This is a genomic window from Cytophaga hutchinsonii ATCC 33406 (assembly GCF_000014145.1).
Lineage (GTDB): Bacteria > Bacteroidota > Bacteroidia > Cytophagales > Cytophagaceae > Cytophaga > Cytophaga hutchinsonii.
In genome coordinates this window covers 3,404,229-3,422,617 of the sequence record NC_008255.1, presented here as the reverse complement: position 1 = coordinate 3,422,617, position 18,389 = coordinate 3,404,229, and the positions used below count along the sequence as shown (strand labels likewise).

Here is an 18,389-nt window from a genome sequence, read left to right as displayed (position 1 = left end):
TACTCATTTGCACCTGCACACGCGAAAAAGTATGGTTTTGGAGAAAACCATGTAAGAAAAAACCTTGCAAAGCAATTATCAGTTACTGTTTATAAATACGTACATTCAAAAACGACTGATATAGTATTCAATTACTTTATTCGGTGTGTACAGTAATTGCTGTATATAAAAAAATAAGTGTAATGAAACCAATTGCGTTCAGGTACTTTTGAATGTAAGTATATGCTGCTTAATGCGTATATAAAATATTTCAGGAAAGTAGTTACATGTATTGTGGTATAATAACCATACATATTGTTTGATAATAACGTATATAAATGTAAATTTTTCTTATGATTGTGTAACTGGCTATAAGAAGTATTGTTGTTATTTTACCATATAATAATTGCTCTCATTTGTTCCCGTAAGTTAATAGTGTTAACTTAAAATAGTTAAAGCTGACAATATAAATTTTACAGCATATTAACTTTTACGATTTAAATTTTAATTCATCCGAAGTACATGACTAAAAAAGTCCGACCGTATATATTTTCTAAAGGTATTGATGATATCTTTAAAGGTGTATATGATGCGTTTGCATTTGTTGCATTGTTTTTTAAACAAGTATTTAAGCCACCGTTTAATTTGCGGCAGGTAATTGATCAATGTTATGAAGTAGGCATAAAATCTTTGCCGTTGATTACACTTACCGGTTTTGTTACAGGCTTAGTATTTACAAAACAGTCCAGACCTTCCCTCGAAGTATTTGGAGCAACATCGTGGTTACCCTCATTAATTTCAATTGCATTGGTACGGGCATTGGGTCCGCTTGTCACGGCATTAATCTGTGCAGGTAAAGTAGGATCGAGCATAGGTGCCGAACTAGGGTCAATGAAAGTAACGGAGCAGATAGATGCAATGGAGGTTTCTGCGATCAACCCGTTTAAATATCTGGTTGTTACACGGGTTCTTGCTACAACATTCATGGTATCTATCCTGTCCTTTTATTGTAGTCTGGTAGGCTTGTTAGGTGCATTTGTTAATGTACATGCAAATGATACCACAAGTTTTGCAAACTTTTTTCAAAGCGGATTCAGTGATATTAACTTCATAGATATTTTCTCTTCTGTAACAAAGTCTTTGGTCTTCGGATTCACAATAGGAATTGTTGGCTGTTATAAAGGATTTAATGCAACACAGGGGACGCGGGGGGTTGGTAAAGCTGCTAACCAGGCTGTTGTAACAGCAATGTTTCTGATTTTTGTGGAAGAAATTGTAATTGTGCAGGTGAGTAATTGGATAAGACTTTACTAAGATGGAAAATAACGCGCACAAAATAGATTATAATGAAAAGGCCATTTCCATTAAAGGGCTTTATAAATCTTTTGGAGAGTTGCATGTACTGAAAGGGATTGATCTTGAAGTGCATAAGGGAGAAAACGTTGTTGTACTTGGAAAATCAGGAACAGGAAAATCTGTTTTAATTAAAATATTGGTTGGCTTATTGAAACCGGATGCCGGCGTTGTGCAGGTATTGGGTAAAGAGGTTGATAAACTGAACCAGAAAGAATTAGATGCACTGCGATTACATATAGGTTTTGCTTTTCAAAGCAGTGCTCTCTATGATAGTATGGATGTACGTCAGAATCTGGAATTTCCTTTACTGATGAATTTTAAAAATCTCAGCAAAGCAGAAGTTAAGGATTCAGTGGAAGAAGTGCTTGATGCTGTTGGTTTGATTGATAAACTCAATCAGATGCCATCTGATTTGTCTGGCGGTCAGCGCAAGCGTATTGGTATTGCACGTACATTAATTCTGAAGCCCAAGATTATGTTGTACGATGAGCCAACATCCGGATTGGATCCGATTACATCTTTTGAAATAAACGAATTAATAAATGAAGTTCAGGAGAAATATAACACCTCTTCAATCATTATTACGCATGATTTAACGTGTGCAAAAGAAACATGCGATCGTGTTGCCATGTTATTAGACGGAACTTTTGTGAAAACAGGTACTTTTGAAGAAGTATTTGAAGATCAGGATGAACGTATACAAAGTTTTTACAATTACAATTTTATCAAATAACTAATGAAAGAGTCTCCAAATAAACGCGCTGTCATAGTGGGCATGTTCGTTCTTATAGGCATATTGATCTTGTTGGCCGGGATATTAACGGTTGGTAATCTACACACAACTTTTACTAAAAAGATGAAAGTTACTGCTGTATTTGATGATGTAAACGGCTTGTTGCCGGGCAGCAATATCTGGTTCTCCGGTGTAAAAATAGGTACCGTTAAAACATTGGATTTCTACGGCAAGTCCAACGTTAAAGTAGAAATGAATATTGATCAGGCTTCACAGCAGTATATCCGTAAAGACGCAATGGTTAAAATCGGTTCTGATGGATTGATCGGGAATAAGATCCTGATTATTTATGGCGGCACTGTTGAAGCAGGTCAGGTTGAACCAGGTGATTCATTACGTGTTGCAACCGTATTGTCAACAGAAGAGGTAATGAATACACTCCAGCAAAACAATAAAAACATATTATCGATTACAAACGATTTTAAAGTAATAAGCAAACGATTTGTAGATGGGCAGGGAACGCTGGGTAAATTAATGACAGATGAATCTGTCTTCAATAACATCAATGCAACGACCGAATCCCTTCAGCAGGCTTCTGTAAAGGCACAGAGATTAATGGCTGACCTGGCAGGATTTACTTCTAAGTTAGATGATGAAGGAACATTGATGAATGACCTGGTTACAGATACTGTTGTATTTGAATCCATGCGCACTACAATGGCAGAGCTTCAGCAAGTATCAGCGTCTGCAAATGCATTGGTAAACAACCTGAAGAAAGCCAGTGCGGATTCAACAAGTACACTTGGCGTCTTGATTCACGATGATGCCTCCGGTAAAAATCTGAAAGGAACCTTGCAGAACTTAGAATCAAGTTCTAAAAAATTAGATGAAGATCTGGAATTGCTCAAACATAGTTTCTTATTGCGTGGCGCCTATAAGAAACAGGAAAAAGCAAAGAAAAAAGAACTCGAAGGAAAATAAAAAACAGCGCTCTTAACGAGCGCTTTTTTTATGCGCTGTCTTTCCGGTAGCCACCAACATCCAAACGATTAATTTGTCTTGATTAAAATTAATCTGCCTTGTCATTTTCATCTCGGTTTGCTTTGCAGGCAGCATTTGTTTTGATGCAGCTGCTTTTTAAATGAGGCAGAATAAAAATAAATGGTTCATTAAATAAATATCCTGAAAAAACTAGTTACTTATTTCGGTTTTGCGTAATATAAAGTATGGATCAGTATTTAGTAGACATAGATTTTCCTGAAGCGCCGGATGATGAATTTATTTCATTGATTCCGTCTCAACGAACGTTGATTAATACATACATGCATAGCGGTATTGTAACGTCATATAGTTTGTCTGTAGATCGCTCTAAATTATGGGTTACAATTGTAGCTGATAGCGAAAAAGAAGTAGGCGAAATACTGGGCACATTTCCACTGGTCAGTTATATGGTTTATTCTATTCACAAACTGGCTTTTCATAATACGGCTCAATACAGCATGCCGCCGTTATCCTTGAACTGAAAACCGTTAAAATCATATATAGAAAAAGGATAGCTTCTTGCGAGGCTATCCTTTTTACTTTAACTAAACGAACGGGAAACTATAAATTAATTTTGGTAAGAAGGATCGGAATGGTGTCTATGATGTTTTGCATGATGCGATTTTGCATGTTTGAATTTATGCCCATGAGACACGGTTGAAGCCGATACACTGAACGCTAATAAACTCATCAATATTGTGCTGAATACGACTAACTTTTTCATATGTGTAACTGATTAAATGTTTGTATGAATTTATAATACAAACATACAAACCGAATCTGAAGCGTTGTTGTAGCAATTCTGATCACATTTTGAAGATTAAAAATGTCCTGCCAGTTCTTTCCGCAGCTCTTTCCGCATCAGTTTATTGGAGGCCGTGCGTGGAAAATTTTCTTTAAAAACCAGATCGTATATTTTAAATAAGGGATTTAATTCTGCCTGAATTATTTTTTGCAGTTCTTTTTGCAGCTGCACGTTATCGGTTTCATGCGTGGTATGTACAAATACTACAAGGCGTTCCGGTCCGCCGCCAGTGCTCTGAAGCGCTACGGCAGCACTTTCTATAATATCGGGATGGGTATTGACAACGGTTTCAATTTCAACGGCACTTACTTTGATTCCGCCCAGATTCATCGAGTCATCCGTTCTGCCCATACTTCTGTAATAAGCGGTTCCTTCGATGGTGGTTTTATGAAACCCATCGCCATGTCTGCGCAGCAGCGGATATGCCGGCAATACAGGAAGATTTGCGTAATACTCCTCAGCGTGGCTTTTATTCAGAATTTCCTGCGATAAACCAATGGCAGGAGGAATAAGAAAAACTTCTCCTGCACCTGCCTGCTCAACGACATGTTTGTTTTCATCTAACAGAATGAATGTGCTTCCCGGCGCAGGTGTATTAAAAGAAGACAAGGCAATCGGCAGTTCAACAACATTGCTGATATATCCGCCGCCAATTTCTGTGCCGCCGCAATATTCAATGATTGGTGCATTGAAATTATTCAGGTACATGAGGTAAAAATAATCCTCTGCATCAGACGGTTCACCGGTAGAACTGAAGATGCGTACTTTCCAGTTCGCTACAGGCTGAAAAGCCTGTGCCCGCCAGCTTTTAACAACAGATGGAATGGTTCCTAAAACAGTAACATGTGTCTGTACTGTAAAATCTAAAAACTCTTTTTTTGAATATGCGCCGCCATATACGGCAATGCTGGCTTTGTTAAGCAGCGCAGCAAAGATGAGCCAGGGAGCCATCATCCAGCCCATTCCGCTTGTCCAGGTTACAACATCACCTGCATGGATGTCCTGCAGCAGCTTACCATCAACCGCACATTTAATTGGTGTCGCAGCTTTCCATGGAAGCGCCTTGGGCTCTTTGGTTGTGCCGGAAGAAAACAGAATTGAAATAGTATCAGCTGTAGTGTGATAGTAAGGCGGATAAGAGGTACCGTATACATCTAAAAGGTCTGAAAGCAAGAGGTCGGCTTTGTTTGCACGAATTGTTGATGCATCCGATTGTTCTTCACTATATAAAATGATGCGGCAAGGGTTTGCTTCAAGTACTTTGGGAAGCACGGCTATTTTTTTGTCTGCATACCAATACTGGTCCGTTGTAAGCACTGCTTTGGCCTTAATGATGGCAATGCGTTTTGTTAATTCCTGCGCAGAAAAACTATCGGATACCAGTACCGGCTCAGCGCCCATGTAGATACAGGCCAGGTAGAATGCAATGGCATCAATGCTGAATGGTAAATAAAGAATAATGCGGTCATGTGCAGCAAAACCATTTTTACTTAATCCGGAAGCATATTGAATGACTTTCTGTTTTAATGCCCCGTAGCTGATTGTATGTATCTCTGAAGATTGTTCGGCCTGATAAAAAATAGCAGCCTGTTCGGAAGCAGCCTGGAAGCAGCTTTCAACAATATTAAAGCGAGCATTTTTCAGCCAATGAACCTGATCGGGATCGTCCGATTTTTCTAACACAGATGAATACGGCTGCTCAAATTTGATGGACAATGAATCAATCATCGCTTTCCAGAAACCCTCTTTTTTATCTATAGACCAGGAATAGAATGCAGGATACGAGGTATTTCCGGACTTTTTTATTTCTTCATGCAGATTGGACTGGATGGGATACTGCTCAGGCGCCCAGATGATTGGTAAGGCAGATCCATAAATTTTTTTGAAACCGGTTAATAAATCGGTAAAAGGTAATGCACTGTTTTTTTTCAAAAACGCCTTCCATTCAAGCAGATTGGTATTATCAGAGGTTAGCATAGTTAAAATAGTTTAATTCAGTATACGTAATCCGTAATAATAAGAATAATGAAACTAAAAGTATTCAGCTTTTGTTAAAAATGGCACAATAGTTGTATTATTTAGACTAAACAGACGAAATAAATATATGAATCGTGTTTATTTAGTGTTCTTCTTATTGATTGGTTTTGCATTTGTTTCGAATGCACAGGCTGATTTTACATTTAAAGTGTCGGCACACGATTTCGGTAAAATTAATCCGGGAAAAGATACCTTATGGTATAATTTCACATTCACAAACACAGGTAACGAACCGTTGCAGATTCAGGATGTGAAAACTTCCTGTGATTGTACCCTGGCAGAATGGCCAAAGACAACAATACAGCCTGGTAAGACTGGAGTTGTAAAAGGAGGATTCAAAATTGAAAATAAATCCGGCCCCTTTGAAAAAAACATTATCATCATTGCAAATACTTCACCTGCAACAACGTTTCTTACCATAAAGGGAGAAATACTGACAGCAGGAAGTTCAGCTCAATAAATAGTTTGTTGTTTTAGTTTATATAGTTTATAGTTTATTTTCGAGACGCCCTTTGCTTGTCACAAAGGGCGTTTTTTTATGTGCATTTTTCTGATTACACATAAACAGCATATGTAGTCATCATACAATCTGTTCGCTTTAATAAATGTGTTGTACACATTGTGGTTAAATGCGATTAATCATGTTGTAGACGCGCCTTAAATTATTTATGTTTGTTCTGTTAGATATATTTTTTTCAAAAAAGAATCTTTATTTTATCAGTCAGGAACATGAAAATTTTATTTTACAGTGCGCGCAGTTATGATAAAAAACATTTTGAAGCGGCTAATCCGGGAACGTTTACCTTTGAATACATAGAAGAAGCACTGTCAATAGAAACAGCACATTATGCAGAGGGCGCATTTGCTGTTTGTATTTTTGTGAATGACGATGCCTGTGCACCGGTATTGGAAAAGCTGGCTTCGTATGGGGTAAAAGGCATTGCCATCCGTGCTGCAGGCCACGACCAGACCAATCATGTAGCTGCTCACCGCTTAGGTATGCATGTAGCAAACGTGCCGGCGTATTCACCGCACGCAATTGCCGAACATACCGTTACAATGATTCTTGCATTGACCAGACATATTGTAGAAGCGGATAACCGGGTGAAACAAAGTAACTTTATTCTGGATCCGTTGGTTGGTTTTAACATTCATCATAAAACCGTTGGTATTATTGGCCTGGGTAAAATCGGCGGACTCACAGCAAAGATTTTGCACGGCTTCGGTTGTACCTTGCAGGCCTTCGACCCATACCCAAATCAGGAGTATACAGACAAATACGGCCTTCAATATAAATCCATAGAAGAGGTTCTGGCAACATCTGATATTATTGTAATACATGCTCCGTTAAATGCACACACAAAGTATTTAATCCATGCAGACTCAATTAAAACAATGAAAGATGGTGTAATGATTGTCAATACCGGAAGAGGCGCCATTATTAATACCAAAGATGCCATCGATGGCTTAACTTCTGGGAAAATAGGCTATTTAGGTCTGGATGTATATGAAAATGAAAAGGGATTATTCTTTTCAGATCATTCGGTAAATAAACCTACAGATGAAGTGTTTTTAGCCTTGACAAAATTTAAAAATGTGTTGATTACCGGACACATGGCATTTTTAACAACCAATGCCTTAACATCTATTGCGCAGACAACACTCGAAAACCTGCGTGCCTGGAGCAACGGTAAAGATGCTGATCATGAAATCAGGTAAGCAGCAAAACGCTTTCTATGTATTCTAAAGTATGAATTATAAGGCACGAAAGCACATTCGTGCCTTTATTTATAGCTGATTTACTTATATTCGTATAATTAAATTGGTCGAATATGTTTTCTAAAATACTTCTTTTCGTTCTTTTGTTCGCGAGTGCTTTTTTTGCATCCGGACAACAGGATATTTCTCAACAGCGCGCAGAGATGGAAGCATTGGTTTCATCCGGCAATTATACCGCTGCATTAAAAAAAGCACTTGAAATAAAAAAGATCACGGAGAAGAAATTTGGTTCTTCCCATGTGGAGCATGCACAATCGGTATTAGATGTAGCGGTGGTGTATTATTATTTATTTGATTGCAGCAACAGCGAACTGAACATTGAAGCGGCAAAAAACATCTATGCAAAAACGAGTGGTATTAAATCCTATGCGTATGCAAATGCCTTACAAAATCAATCGTATATATTTTTGACGTGCAACAAACCGGAAAAGGCGGAAGAGGCAGCCACTCAGGCGATAAAGATCATTCAGGAAAATGTGTCTGACAGTACACGCCTGCTTGCGACCTTATATTCAGATCTGGGTTATGTACAGACAACACTCGGCAAAATTCCCGATGCGAAAAGGAACTACGATAAAAGTTATAGCTTAATGAATCGCTATGGATTTATTCATGGAGAAGAATATGCGTTCCTGTTAAACAACATTGCAAGTTTTTATCACGACCTGTCAGATTATACATCGGCAAAAAAATACTACGATGAATCGCTGCTGATCCATAAAAAAGTATTTGGTTCAGATGCACCTGAATATGCAACGGTATTAAACAATGAAGGCATTCTGGATCTGGATTTTGGTTATTACGAAGAAGGCGCACAGCTTATTTTTAAAGCAGCAGCTATTTATAAAAATACCAAAGGTGAAAAAAGTCTGGAGTATGCACGGTCCATGAATGATATCGGAAATGTGTACGACAAAGAATCAGACTATAAAAATGCCGAACAATATTATCTGAAAGCCCTGCAGTTAAAGAAAGAATTGGGCGTTGAAGGAAATGTAACATACTGGAACACCTTAAACAATCTGGCATTGCTGTACGCACGTTTGGGCAATTACTCCAAAGCAATTTCAACCATGCAGGGGCAGCTGGAATTGATTAAAAAATATGGCGGGCAAACACAGCCGGAGTATGGTAATTACCTGAATTCAATGGGAGCCATTTATGAGCAGAACAATGATTATACAAATGCATCTGTTTATTTTAATCAGGCGCTGCAGTTTTATAAAACCTATTACGGGGTATCCGATCCCAATTATTCCAGGGTATTAAATAACTTAGGATTACTTGCGGTGAAACAAGGTAAAACGCAGCTGGCCTTTCAATATTACAATCAGTCATTAGCAATACTGGAACGTGATACGATCGCAAATCAGATTGAGATTGCAGATACCTACAACAACATGGGGGAACTGCATTCTGAAACGGGAGATTTTACCAGCGCATCGGTTGAATTTCAAAAGGCACTGCGCATATATGACAGCGTACTGGGGAAAAAACATCCTTCCTATTGGATTACCTATTCAAACGATGCATTACTCCAATACCGTTCGGGCAATACAAACAAAGCCATTCAGCAGACAAGGCAAGTACTTGACATGAACCTGTCTATGGTATACGATAATTTTACTTTTTTAAGCGAAGCAGAAAAATTAAAATACTGGAACAAAACATACGATCAGTTTGAATTTTATAATTCAATGTGTGTAAAAGAATATACGGCTATTCCGGAACTGATCGGTTCCATGTATAATTATTCATTGGCAACAAAATCACTGGTATTCAATTATACCAATCAGTTAAAATCAAAAATCCTGCAGCACGGCAATAAAGAATTATTAAAAGAGTATGTGGCCTGGGAAAACAAAAAACAATTATTAGCCACCTATTATAATTTTTCTAAACAGCAGCTGGCAACCAACAATATTAACCTGCCTGCATTGGAATCAGAAGTAAACCTGATGGAAAAAAATATTGTGTTGCAATCGGCTGCGTTTAAAATAGCACGTGATGTCCGGAACATAACCTGGAAAGATATACAGGCTAAGTTAAAAGAAAACGAAGCGGCGGTACAAATGCTTCGGGTAAAGCTGTATAACAATGTCTGGACAGACTCTATTGTATATGTAGCATTGATTCTTACCAAAGAAACCGTTGACAAACCGATTATGGTTGTGTTGAAAAACGGGAATAAACTGGAAAAAAAATATTACAATGGATTTTTCAATGCCATTCAATTCGATCAGGTGACAGATTTATATTACACTGTTTTCTGGAAAGAAATTGATCAGCATATCCTGAACAAAACAACTGTGTATGTATCACCTGCCGGTGTGTATAATAAAATAAGTTTACCGGCTTTAAAATTACCAGACGGTAGTTATTTACTTGAAAAACGAAATATACAGATTGTGCCGGTCATGCGCTCGATCGCTGCTTACGCACCATCCAATGTACGCCAGTCGGATAAAGCATTTCTGTTCGGCCATCCGAATTATAATTATACATTGCCTGCTGATACCGCTGCAACAAGAAGTGTAGAAGCGGTTCAGCCGCTTGCAGATGAGTTAAGAGGCACGGAGCTTGCAGACCTGCCGGGAACAAAAATTGAAGTCGATAATATTTCAGGGATTTTAAATGCGTATGGCATTCCTGTTAATACGTATACCGGCAACAACGCTTCTGAAACAGAAATAAAAAAACTCGTGAATCCAAGTGTGCTGCATATTGCCACGCATGGATATTTTATAAAGAATGCAGAAATAGAAGAAGCAGGTACAGCTACAACGGCAACAAACTACAAAGAAAATCCCTGGCTGCGTTCAGGTATCCTGCTGGCCGGTTCAAATTATACCTTAAACAATCAATCCTCTGGAAATCCTCTGGATGATGGTATTTTAACAGCATATGAAGCGATGCAGCTTAATCTGGACCGCACCGATCTGGTGATTCTGTCTGCATGTGAAACAGGCCTGGGTGAAGTGATGAACAGTGAAGGCGTGATTGGTTTGCAGCGTTCCTTTATGCTTGCGGGAGCAGACAACATGCTGATGAGTTTGTGGCAGGTGAATGATGAAGGAACACAATCGCTGATGAGCAATTTCTATAAATATTGGGTCGTGGATAGAAATTCAGGGATAGCATTGCGCAGAGCCCAGTTAGATTTAATGAAAACACACCCGTCTCCGTATTACTGGGCGCCATTTGTTTATATTCGATAAGGATGTCTTATAAAGATAAAATTGCACAAAAACTTCAGGCACGCATGGCAGAAAATGCCTTGCGCAGATTAACGGTACGTGAAGGACTGATTGATTTCTTTTCGAATGATTACCTTGGCTTCGCACGAAGCAAAGCGCTGCACACAGCTATTCAGCAAAAAGAAGAAACATATCAGTTATCTGTTTGCAACGGATCAACGGGGTCACGTTTATTATCCGGCAATTCCGCGTTAGCAGAGCAGGTTGAGAAACAACTCGCGGTTTTTTTTCAGGTAGAAAAGACCTTGCTTTTTAATGCCGGGTATAATGCAAACGTAGGTGTACTTTCCGCTATTCCTCAAAAAGGAGATACCATTTTGTATGATGAATTGATTCATGCAAGTTTAAAAGACGGTGCACGCTTATCTTTTGCCGATCGGCTTTCTTTTAAGCACAACGATCTGGAAGATCTGCAACGCAAGATTAAAAAAGCAAAAGGAGATCTGTTTATTGTTGTTGAATCCATTTATTCCATGGATGGCGATAAAGCTCCGTTAAAGGAAATTGCAGCGCTTGCTAAACAATACGGTGCCTGTTTCATTGTAGATGAAGCACACTCAACCGGTACCTTTGGTTTGCAGGGCCGCGGACTTGTGTACGAAGAAAATTTACAGCATGAAGTAGATATACGCATTCATACATTCGGGAAAGCTATGGGTATACATGGCGCCTGTGTAGCAGGTTCGGCCATGCTGATCGATTACCTGGTAAATTTTTCCCGCGCCTTCATATATACAACCGCTTTTGCTCCGCATGCATTTATTTCGGTTCAGTGTGCATTTGAAATGCTGGAACAAACCGCGGATGTTATCCCGGCACTCAATAAAAATATTAATCACCTGGCCTCGGCATTGCGTACCCACAGCTGCTACATACCCAGCAGCAGCCCGATACAGGTATTAAACATCGGCGGCAATGATGTTGTTAAAAATCTGGCAGCAACCATTCAGGAAAAAGGATTTGATGTACGGCCTATACTTTCGCCTACTGTTAAAAAAGGAGAAGAACGTCTGCGTATCTGCGTGCATGCATTTAATACCCAACAGGAAATTGCAGCGTTAGTAAGCTGCATCAACAGTCAGTTATGAAAAAATATTTTATTACAGCCATATCAACCGATTCGGGCAAGACCCTTGTGAGCGCCATACTAACCAATGCCTTGCAGGCCGATTACTGGAAACCCGTACAGGCAGGCCTTGAAGAAACGGATAGCAATACCATACGAACGCTGCTGCACAGCGGGCATTCCATTATTCATCCGGAAGCATATGCATTAAAGCAAGCCGTTTCGCCGCATGCTGCGGCCAGGAACGAGGGTGTTGAAATTGTACTCGCAGCTATTCAGCTGCCCGATACAAATGGGAATGATCTCATCATAGAAGGAGCAGGCGGTGTATTGGTTCCCTTGAACGATACCGATGTAGTAGCGGATCTGATCACACAGTTTGATGCCGAAGTGATTCTGGTTTCCAATCTGTATCTGGGAAGCATTAATCATACCTTATTAACGGCGCAGGAATTAAAACGCAGAAACATCCGCGTGAAAGGCATTGTATTTAACGGGCCGCGCAATGAAGAATCAGAACGTATCATTTTAAAACATACCGGGTACAAGGTACTGCTGCATGTATCGCCCGAAGAAAAAATAACTAAGGAAGTAGTTACTGCCTACGCAGTAAAATTATTTGATAACTGGTATGAATAACGATCTTATACAAACAGATGCGGCGCATCTATGGCATCCCTATACGCCCTTATTGAATACCCGTCCGTATGCAGAAGTTGTTTCTGCTAAAGGCATGTACCTGCATCTGGCAGACGGCACCTCACTGATCGATGCGATTTCTTCGTGGTGGGTGAATATTCACGGACATGCAAATGAAGTACTTGCAGAAACAATAAAAAATCAGATCCTGCAGCTGGATCATACCTTGTTTGCAGGTTTTACGCATAAGCCTGCAGTTGATTTTGCTACAACCTTTTTACGTGTACTGGGCTGCAACCAGCAGCGTGTAATCTATTCAGAGAATGGCAGTACAGCGGTGGAAGTAGCCATGAAGCTTGCCGTTCAGTACTGGAAAAGCAAAGGCCGGCAGAAAACAACATTCCTTGCGCTGGAAGGCGCGTTTCATGGCGATACCTTTGGCGCCATGTCCGTTAGTGCACGTGGCTTGTTTACCGAAGCATTTGAATCCTTACTGAATCCGGTGAAATTTATTCCCTTTCCGGATGGGACAAATGATGCGTTTGTATTAGAGTCGATGGAAAAGCACATACGGGAAAACGCAGTAGCGGCATTCATCTACGAACCGCTGATACAAGGTACAGGCGGCATGCGTACCTACACAGCTGAAATGCTTGATAAAATGATTACGGTATGTAAGCAGAACGATGTGTTGTGTATTGCAGACGAAGTAATGACCGGCTTTGGCAGAACAGGCAACGCATTTGCATCGCAGTATTGCACAACAACACCCGACATTATGTGCTTTTCAAAAGCAATCACCGGAGGGTTGTTGCCGCTGGGGGTTACCACGTGCAGCAGAGAAGTGGAAGCACCTTTTTTATCGGGTGAATTGCGCCGTGCCTTTTTTCACGGACATTCGTATACGGCAAATCCAACCATCTGCCAGCTGGCATTGGCAAGCCTGAAATTGTTTGAATCAGAAACCTGCCAGAACAATATTAAACGTATCGGTGCCGCACATCAGGCTTTTGTATTAACACATGTTAATCATAGGCATATCAAACGTATAGAATCGTTGGGTACGATCCTTTCCGTTGAGATTAAAACCGGACAACAGGCAAATTATGAACACGATATCAGGCATTTTTTGTACGATTTCTTTATAAAAAAAGGTATTTTGCTGCGACCGTTGGGTAATATTATTTACGTGTTTCCACCTTATATTATTACAGATCAGGAGTTAGAAAAAATTTACAGCGCCATTGTGGAAATGTTGGGGAAATTAGATGACTATTTAAAAAACCCGGGTATGAATTAATACGTACCTAACAGCTACCGGAAACTTATCTATTGAATGAAACGTTTATTAATTCTTTTTTTTTCAACCTGTTATTTTGTTGCGAATGCCCAGGTTTTAACCGTATCGAATGCGTTTACCATTGCAAGTTCTTCGTTAGAAACATTGCAGCAGATCAGTTGTGCAGCACTGGGTAAGGATGCGTTTATCAGTTTGAATAAAACGAAGGGCGCGCAATTGGGTACGTCCACCTATGTGCTGGAAAAGTATAACATGGATTTAACCATAGCGTTCAGCATTCCGTTGTCGGTTGGGGTTGAAGAGGATTATAAGGAACTGCATGTACTGAATAATGAATTGTATCTCTTTTCAGAAATTCACGATATGCTGAATAAAAAGAAAGCCTTAAAAGTATATCGTTTTAATCTTTCAACAGGCGCGTTGTTAGGGGATAAAATTATTCACGAACAAAAAGTGAATCCCTGGCTGGTTGCCATGGCAAAAGGCGCTTCCAAAGAAAGTTTTGAACAGGCTGTTTCCAGTGCCCTGCCGTATAATTTTAACACCCCGCTTGAATATCAGTATTCCCTTGAGTTTTCTCCCGATAAAAAAATCATTCTGGTATATACCTACGATTACAGCCAGAAGACGCTTGTAGCAGAGACTGTGATTTTAGACGCAGCTTTAAACGTATTGCAGACCGGGAACGTGAGTATTGATAATAATTTTGTGAACTACGGCATCTTTGTAAACAACCGGCAGGAACTGCATATTTTAAATTGCGATAAAATGGGCCGCATTGTGCTGGTGCGTTTTGATCTGGCAACAAGAGATATTGTGTTTCTGGATGTGCAGGGTTCTATTTCAAAAAGAGAAGGTTTACGGTTGTGTTTTTTGAATGATGATGAAATCTATGTTGCAAACATAACGGTTACAAATAAAAAATTCAGCGGCATTATGTATTCGAAATTCAATTTCAACGAACGTATTGTTGAGAAACTGAATTTCTATGACCTGTCTGACGGTATTAAGCAGACATCTGCAGCGATACGCAGTGCATCAAAAACATTTTCCGGCGAAGAAAACTGGATGAATTACCAGATCACAAATTTTTATCTGAACGAATACGAAAAAATTATTCTGGTGCTGGAGAAAAAAGACATTGAGAGTATCGGCTATGTGTATGAATCTGGAAGTGTAAACGATATCAAAAACTGGCAGGAGAAATTAGGGAAAGTACATGCGGAATCTGTGGTGCTGTATGCATTCAATAAAAAAGATGAATTACTGTGGGAGAATTATTTTGCTAAAAACCAGGTGAATGATATCAGCGGTGGCATTACGTCTTCTTCGTATACCATGCATGTAAGTGATGAAGGTAAAGTACGCATGTTGTATGCCAGCAGCGATAATGCTACCGGTGTGTACAATCAGCTGAAGTATGTAGAGTGGGATGAATTGAGCGGGAATAAAGTAAAAGAGATTTCACTTGAAAACATTGAAGGACTTACGCTGCTGCGTAATTATTCCTTGTGGTGGGAAAATAAATTATTCCTGGTTGGTAAAAAAGGTCTGTTAGGTAAAAAGACCTACGCCAATTTATATGATTTATCAAGTAAGTAATCCGGCGGGATTACTTACAGGTATTTACCATTTTAAATTTTCTTTATTTAAAAACGCCGCGATTCCTTTTTTACAATCGTCTGAACTGCGTGCCGCAGCGTTCATTTCAGCGGCATAGATCAATGCCTGGTCTAAGGTCATGTTTTGAATAGCTGCAAGCATGCGTTTCGTTAGCTCCATAGACGTGCCTGAATTGTTCAGTATCAGATGCTGCGCAAAACCTGTAACCGTTTCTTCCAGATCTTCTTCGGCATCAACAATGGTACTGATAATGCCATAATTCAAGGCATCCTGTGCTTTGATCACATTGCCGCTTAACAGCATCATACGGGCATTTGCTTCACCGATTTTCTGAATAAGAAAATTCATGACAATCGCCGGTATAAAACCGATCCGTGATTCGGTGTAGCCAAAGTTTGCTTCGGGAATACTGAACGCAAAATCACAGACACTTACCAGCCCGCAGCCTCCCGCCAGCGCGTGGCCGTTCACCTGCGCAATAACAACTTTATTAAGTGTGTAAATAAGTTTGTACAGTTCCATCAAATGTGTAGAGTCTGCTAAATTTTCTTCAAACGTATTGTTTTGAAGCTGCTGCAGGTATTCCAGATCAGCGCCGGCACAAAACGTTACCCCTTCGGCTTTCAGTACAATAACTTTTACGGCATCATTTTTTGAAAAGGCGAGGAAGCTTTCTTTTAACTCAGATACAAATTGATAATTCAACGCATTCCTTTTTTCCGGGCGGTTTAAAATAACATAACCAATGCGATCGCTGATGTTTGTTTGTACAAATTCCATATGAGTATCCTAAACGTGTCGATTAAATATACATAGAATTAACGAGATCAATAAATGGGCACCAGCCTTTTCACTTTTAATGAATGGTAGTTTTTAGCTTGATAACGTATGCTGTCTGATTCCTTATACGAAAAAAGAATGTGTGGAGATTGCGGGAATGTACTGCAGTTTTTCCGGTACACCCACCCAAGTGTACAGGCTGTATTACGGTCTGTTAATCCCATTGCTTTTTCGTTCAGTGACACTTCTGACAATTCCGTAATATGAAAGTATGCCTGCAGGTGTGCTTTATCAGCGGGCTTCACAGGTACCTGTGTATAGGCCTGCGCCATTAATCCGTTTTGTATGAGATAAAGAGAACGTTTGCCATTGCTGATAAATAATTTCCGGGTTGTCTGTTCCTGTCTGTATTCCTGATATATGCGGAAGCCAGACCAGAAAAGACACAAGGACGTAAACAGCAGCATGATTTTTTTATTTCCTTTAAACGGATACACTAAATAATATCCGACAACAACAAGCACGATCATCGCTTCCCAAAACGAAAAGGATATCGGTGCAACAGAACTGTTTGGCAGCATGGAAATAGATGCAGCAACCTGTTGGAAAAGTTCAATGAGCCATTGCGTACTGCGGAAGATCCAGTTGGCATGAATGCCCAGACCCACCAGAAAAATGCTGAACATACTAGCGAAAAGTGCAACGGTTGAAATAGGAATTAAAAGCATGTTTGCGGGAATAAAATATAGCGGAAACGATTGAAAGTGATATAAGATTACCGGGAGTGTAGTAATCTGTGCGCAGATCGTAATGGATACCGATTCAACTAAATACCTGTATACTTTTTTCTGAGGCTGGATGTGTGCGGAAAGATATTGATGCAGCGTAAGGATACCAATGACCGCTAATACAGAAAGCTGAAAGCCGATGTTCCAGGCCTGGTACGGGGAGAACCAAAGCATGATTACCATGCTTGTGCCCAAGGTATTTAATCCGCTGCCGCGTTTTCTAAACGCATAGGCAATAGCAAACATGCCGCACATAAGGGAGGCACGCAATACAGAAGCGGAACAGCCGCTGAGCAACGTGAAATAAGCAAGGATAACAAGCGCGGTTGCTAAAAATATAAAACGGTGTTTTTGGGATTGACCGAACGGAATAAAAAATACAAAGACGGCCTGATAGAGCAGGGCCGTATGCATGCCCGACACGGCGAGTAAATGCGAAACACCGCTTTTTAAAAACGCATCTTTGGTATTTTTATCCAGCTCTTCGCGGTATCCCAGTAAGAGGCTTTCCGCAAGACCTTTTGATTCAGCTGTGGTAAAGATAAGTGAAGTAGCTTTCTTAAACTGTTTGCGGCTCTGCCGGATCCAGGCATAGAGATGCCGGGCACGTGTGTGATCGGATTCGGTATGAATGGCGCACAATTCTATTTTACGGCGGATGCCATTCCCGAACAGATACGCTTTATAATCGAATTCATACGGTAACTGCCGTTCTTCAATAAGCGAAGCAGGTGCCGCCGTTGTAAATACATCTCCGTAAGCAATAGCAGCGCCTGTATCTGTACAGACAATTAAAAACGTTTCTGCATCAAAAAACTGAAAGGCAGGTGTATTGAGTACGCTTGCTTCAAACTGAATCTGAAACGAATTTTTTTGAGGAAAAGAAGTAATGCGTAATTGCTTCACCACAGGGCTGGTGCTGCTTTTCCAGCATGCCTGCCGGATCATGCCTGCACAGATGCAAACGAGGACGATACAGACCTGCAGATATGTTTTATAATGTCTTGAAGGTTTGAAAAACTGTATGCATATATAGAGCAGCCCGGCCCCTGCAATGCAACCTGCATACAAACTTAATGCTGCCGGAATATACTGTGTAAGGCCAATGCCGATCAATAAACATAATGCATACCTCAACATTGGAATGTGCTTCCTTGAAATTTCCCCCATAGCTTAAAAATTAAAAATAAAAAAATCTGACAGAGA

General features: G+C 39.9%; 15 protein-coding genes. 11 read left to right on the top strand and 4 right to left on the bottom strand.

Annotation, left to right across the window (positions count from 1 at the left end; all coding sequences use genetic code 11):
* Positions 1–501: 501 nt before the first annotated feature.
* The 4 genes from CHU_RS14500 to CHU_RS14485 all read left to right on the top strand — a co-directional run bounded on the left by CHU_RS14500 (position 502) and on the right by CHU_RS14485 (position 3,591).
* Positions 502–1,293 (top strand): MlaE family ABC transporter permease, encoded by a 792-nt coding sequence (locus CHU_RS14500; protein ID WP_011586337.1) that lies wholly within the window; start codon positions 502–504, stop codon positions 1,291–1,293.
* A 1-nt stretch (position 1,294) separates the two neighbouring features.
* Positions 1,295–2,068, top strand: coding sequence for an ABC transporter ATP-binding protein (locus tag CHU_RS14495; protein ID WP_011586336.1), 774 nt, complete (start codon positions 1,295–1,297; stop codon positions 2,066–2,068).
* Between the two features lie 123 nt (positions 2,069–2,191).
* Positions 2,192–3,049 (top strand): MlaD family protein, encoded by an 858-nt coding sequence (locus tag CHU_RS14490; protein WP_238379292.1) that lies wholly within the window; start codon positions 2,192–2,194, stop codon positions 3,047–3,049.
* A 245-nt stretch (positions 3,050–3,294) separates the two neighbouring features.
* Positions 3,295–3,591: a hypothetical protein gene (locus tag CHU_RS14485; RefSeq protein ID WP_011586334.1), complete on the top strand. Its 297-nt coding sequence runs from the start codon at positions 3,295–3,297 to the stop codon at positions 3,589–3,591.
* An 86-nt stretch (positions 3,592–3,677) separates the two neighbouring features.
* On the opposite strand, the gene CHU_RS19615 is transcribed toward CHU_RS14485, so the two are convergent.
* Both CHU_RS19615 and CHU_RS14480 read right to left on the bottom strand, forming a co-directional pair.
* Positions 3,678–3,833, bottom strand: coding sequence for a hypothetical protein (locus tag CHU_RS19615; RefSeq protein ID WP_177254142.1), 156 nt, complete (start codon positions 3,831–3,833; stop codon positions 3,678–3,680).
* Positions 3,834–3,929: 96 nt separating this feature from the next.
* On the bottom strand, positions 3,930–5,891 hold the full coding sequence (locus CHU_RS14480; protein ID WP_011586333.1) for an AMP-binding protein: 1,962 nt from the start codon (positions 5,889–5,891) through the stop codon (positions 3,930–3,932).
* A 127-nt stretch (positions 5,892–6,018) separates the two neighbouring features.
* Here CHU_RS14480 and CHU_RS14475 point away from each other — a divergent pair, with 127 nt between their 5' ends.
* The 7 genes from CHU_RS14475 (at position 6,019) to CHU_RS14445 (ending at position 15,594) form a co-directional block, all read left to right on the top strand.
* Positions 6,019–6,411, top strand: coding sequence for a DUF1573 domain-containing protein (locus tag CHU_RS14475; protein WP_011586332.1), 393 nt, complete (start codon positions 6,019–6,021; stop codon positions 6,409–6,411).
* A 269-nt stretch (positions 6,412–6,680) separates the two neighbouring features.
* Positions 6,681–7,670, top strand: coding sequence for a 2-hydroxyacid dehydrogenase (locus tag CHU_RS14470; protein WP_011586331.1), 990 nt, complete (start codon positions 6,681–6,683; stop codon positions 7,668–7,670).
* Between the two features lie 113 nt (positions 7,671–7,783).
* Positions 7,784–10,948: a CHAT domain-containing protein gene (locus tag CHU_RS14465; protein ID WP_011586330.1), complete on the top strand. Its 3,165-nt coding sequence runs from the start codon at positions 7,784–7,786 to the stop codon at positions 10,946–10,948.
* Between the two features lie 2 nt (positions 10,949–10,950).
* The gene (locus tag CHU_RS14460) at positions 10,951–12,075 is read left to right on the top strand and encodes an aminotransferase class I/II-fold pyridoxal phosphate-dependent enzyme (protein ID WP_011586329.1); all 1,125 of its coding nucleotides are present in this window, start codon (positions 10,951–10,953) and stop codon (positions 12,073–12,075) included.
* Positions 12,072–12,692, top strand: coding sequence for a dethiobiotin synthase (bioD, locus tag CHU_RS14455; protein ID WP_011586328.1), 621 nt, complete (start codon positions 12,072–12,074; stop codon positions 12,690–12,692). The genes CHU_RS14460 and bioD overlap by 4 nt, the downstream gene beginning before the upstream one ends.
* The gene (gene bioA / locus CHU_RS14450) at positions 12,685–13,992 is read left to right on the top strand and encodes an adenosylmethionine--8-amino-7-oxononanoate transaminase (protein WP_011586327.1); all 1,308 of its coding nucleotides are present in this window, start codon (positions 12,685–12,687) and stop codon (positions 13,990–13,992) included. The genes bioD and bioA overlap by 8 nt, the downstream gene beginning before the upstream one ends.
* 36 nt (positions 13,993–14,028) lie before the next feature.
* Entirely contained in the window at positions 14,029–15,594 is a 1,566-nt protein-coding gene (locus CHU_RS14445; protein ID WP_011586326.1) for a hypothetical protein, read from the top strand.
* Positions 15,595–15,618: 24 nt separating this feature from the next.
* Here the strand turns inward: CHU_RS14445 and CHU_RS14440 are convergent, their stop codons facing one another.
* Together CHU_RS14440 and CHU_RS14435 are read right to left on the bottom strand one after the other, a co-directional pair.
* Positions 15,619–16,395 (bottom strand): enoyl-CoA hydratase/isomerase family protein, encoded by a 777-nt coding sequence (locus CHU_RS14440; protein WP_011586325.1) that lies wholly within the window; start codon positions 16,393–16,395, stop codon positions 15,619–15,621.
* A gap of 47 nt (positions 16,396–16,442) precedes the next feature.
* Complete coding sequence (locus CHU_RS14435; RefSeq protein WP_143144002.1) at positions 16,443–18,353, bottom strand: ComEC/Rec2 family competence protein; 1,911 nt, start codon at positions 18,351–18,353, stop codon at positions 16,443–16,445.
* Positions 18,354–18,389 lie beyond the last annotated feature (36 nt).

Bases quoted from the DNA above. Each gene is read 5' to 3' on its own strand.
- bioD (WP_011586328.1), top strand. From the start codon at position 12,072: ATGAAAAAATATTTTATTACAGCCATATCAACCGATTCGGGCAAGACC.
- CHU_RS14435 (WP_143144002.1), bottom strand. From the start codon at position 18,353: ATGGGGGAAATTTCAAGGAAGCACATTCCAATGTTGAGGTATGCATTA.
- CHU_RS14460 (WP_011586329.1), top strand. From the start codon at position 10,951: ATGTCTTATAAAGATAAAATTGCACAAAAACTTCAGGCACGCATGGCA.
- CHU_RS14480 (WP_011586333.1), bottom strand. From the start codon at position 5,891: ATGCTAACCTCTGATAATACCAATCTGCTTGAATGGAAGGCGTTTTTG.
- CHU_RS14495 (WP_011586336.1), top strand. From the start codon at position 1,295: ATGGAAAATAACGCGCACAAAATAGATTATAATGAAAAGGCCATTTCC.
- CHU_RS14470 (WP_011586331.1), top strand. From the start codon at position 6,681: ATGAAAATTTTATTTTACAGTGCGCGCAGTTATGATAAAAAACATTTT.
- bioA (WP_011586327.1), top strand. From the start codon at position 12,685: ATGAATAACGATCTTATACAAACAGATGCGGCGCATCTATGGCATCCC.
- CHU_RS14465 (WP_011586330.1), top strand. From the start codon at position 7,784: ATGTTTTCTAAAATACTTCTTTTCGTTCTTTTGTTCGCGAGTGCTTTT.
- CHU_RS14485 (WP_011586334.1), top strand. From the start codon at position 3,295: ATGGATCAGTATTTAGTAGACATAGATTTTCCTGAAGCGCCGGATGAT.
- CHU_RS19615 (WP_177254142.1), bottom strand. From the start codon at position 3,833: ATGAAAAAGTTAGTCGTATTCAGCACAATATTGATGAGTTTATTAGCG.
- CHU_RS14445 (WP_011586326.1), top strand. From the start codon at position 14,029: ATGAAACGTTTATTAATTCTTTTTTTTTCAACCTGTTATTTTGTTGCG.
- CHU_RS14475 (WP_011586332.1), top strand. From the start codon at position 6,019: ATGAATCGTGTTTATTTAGTGTTCTTCTTATTGATTGGTTTTGCATTT.
- CHU_RS14500 (WP_011586337.1), top strand. From the start codon at position 502: ATGACTAAAAAAGTCCGACCGTATATATTTTCTAAAGGTATTGATGAT.
- CHU_RS14440 (WP_011586325.1), bottom strand. From the start codon at position 16,395: ATGGAATTTGTACAAACAAACATCAGCGATCGCATTGGTTATGTTATT.
- CHU_RS14490 (WP_238379292.1), top strand. From the start codon at position 2,192: ATGAAAGTTACTGCTGTATTTGATGATGTAAACGGCTTGTTGCCGGGC.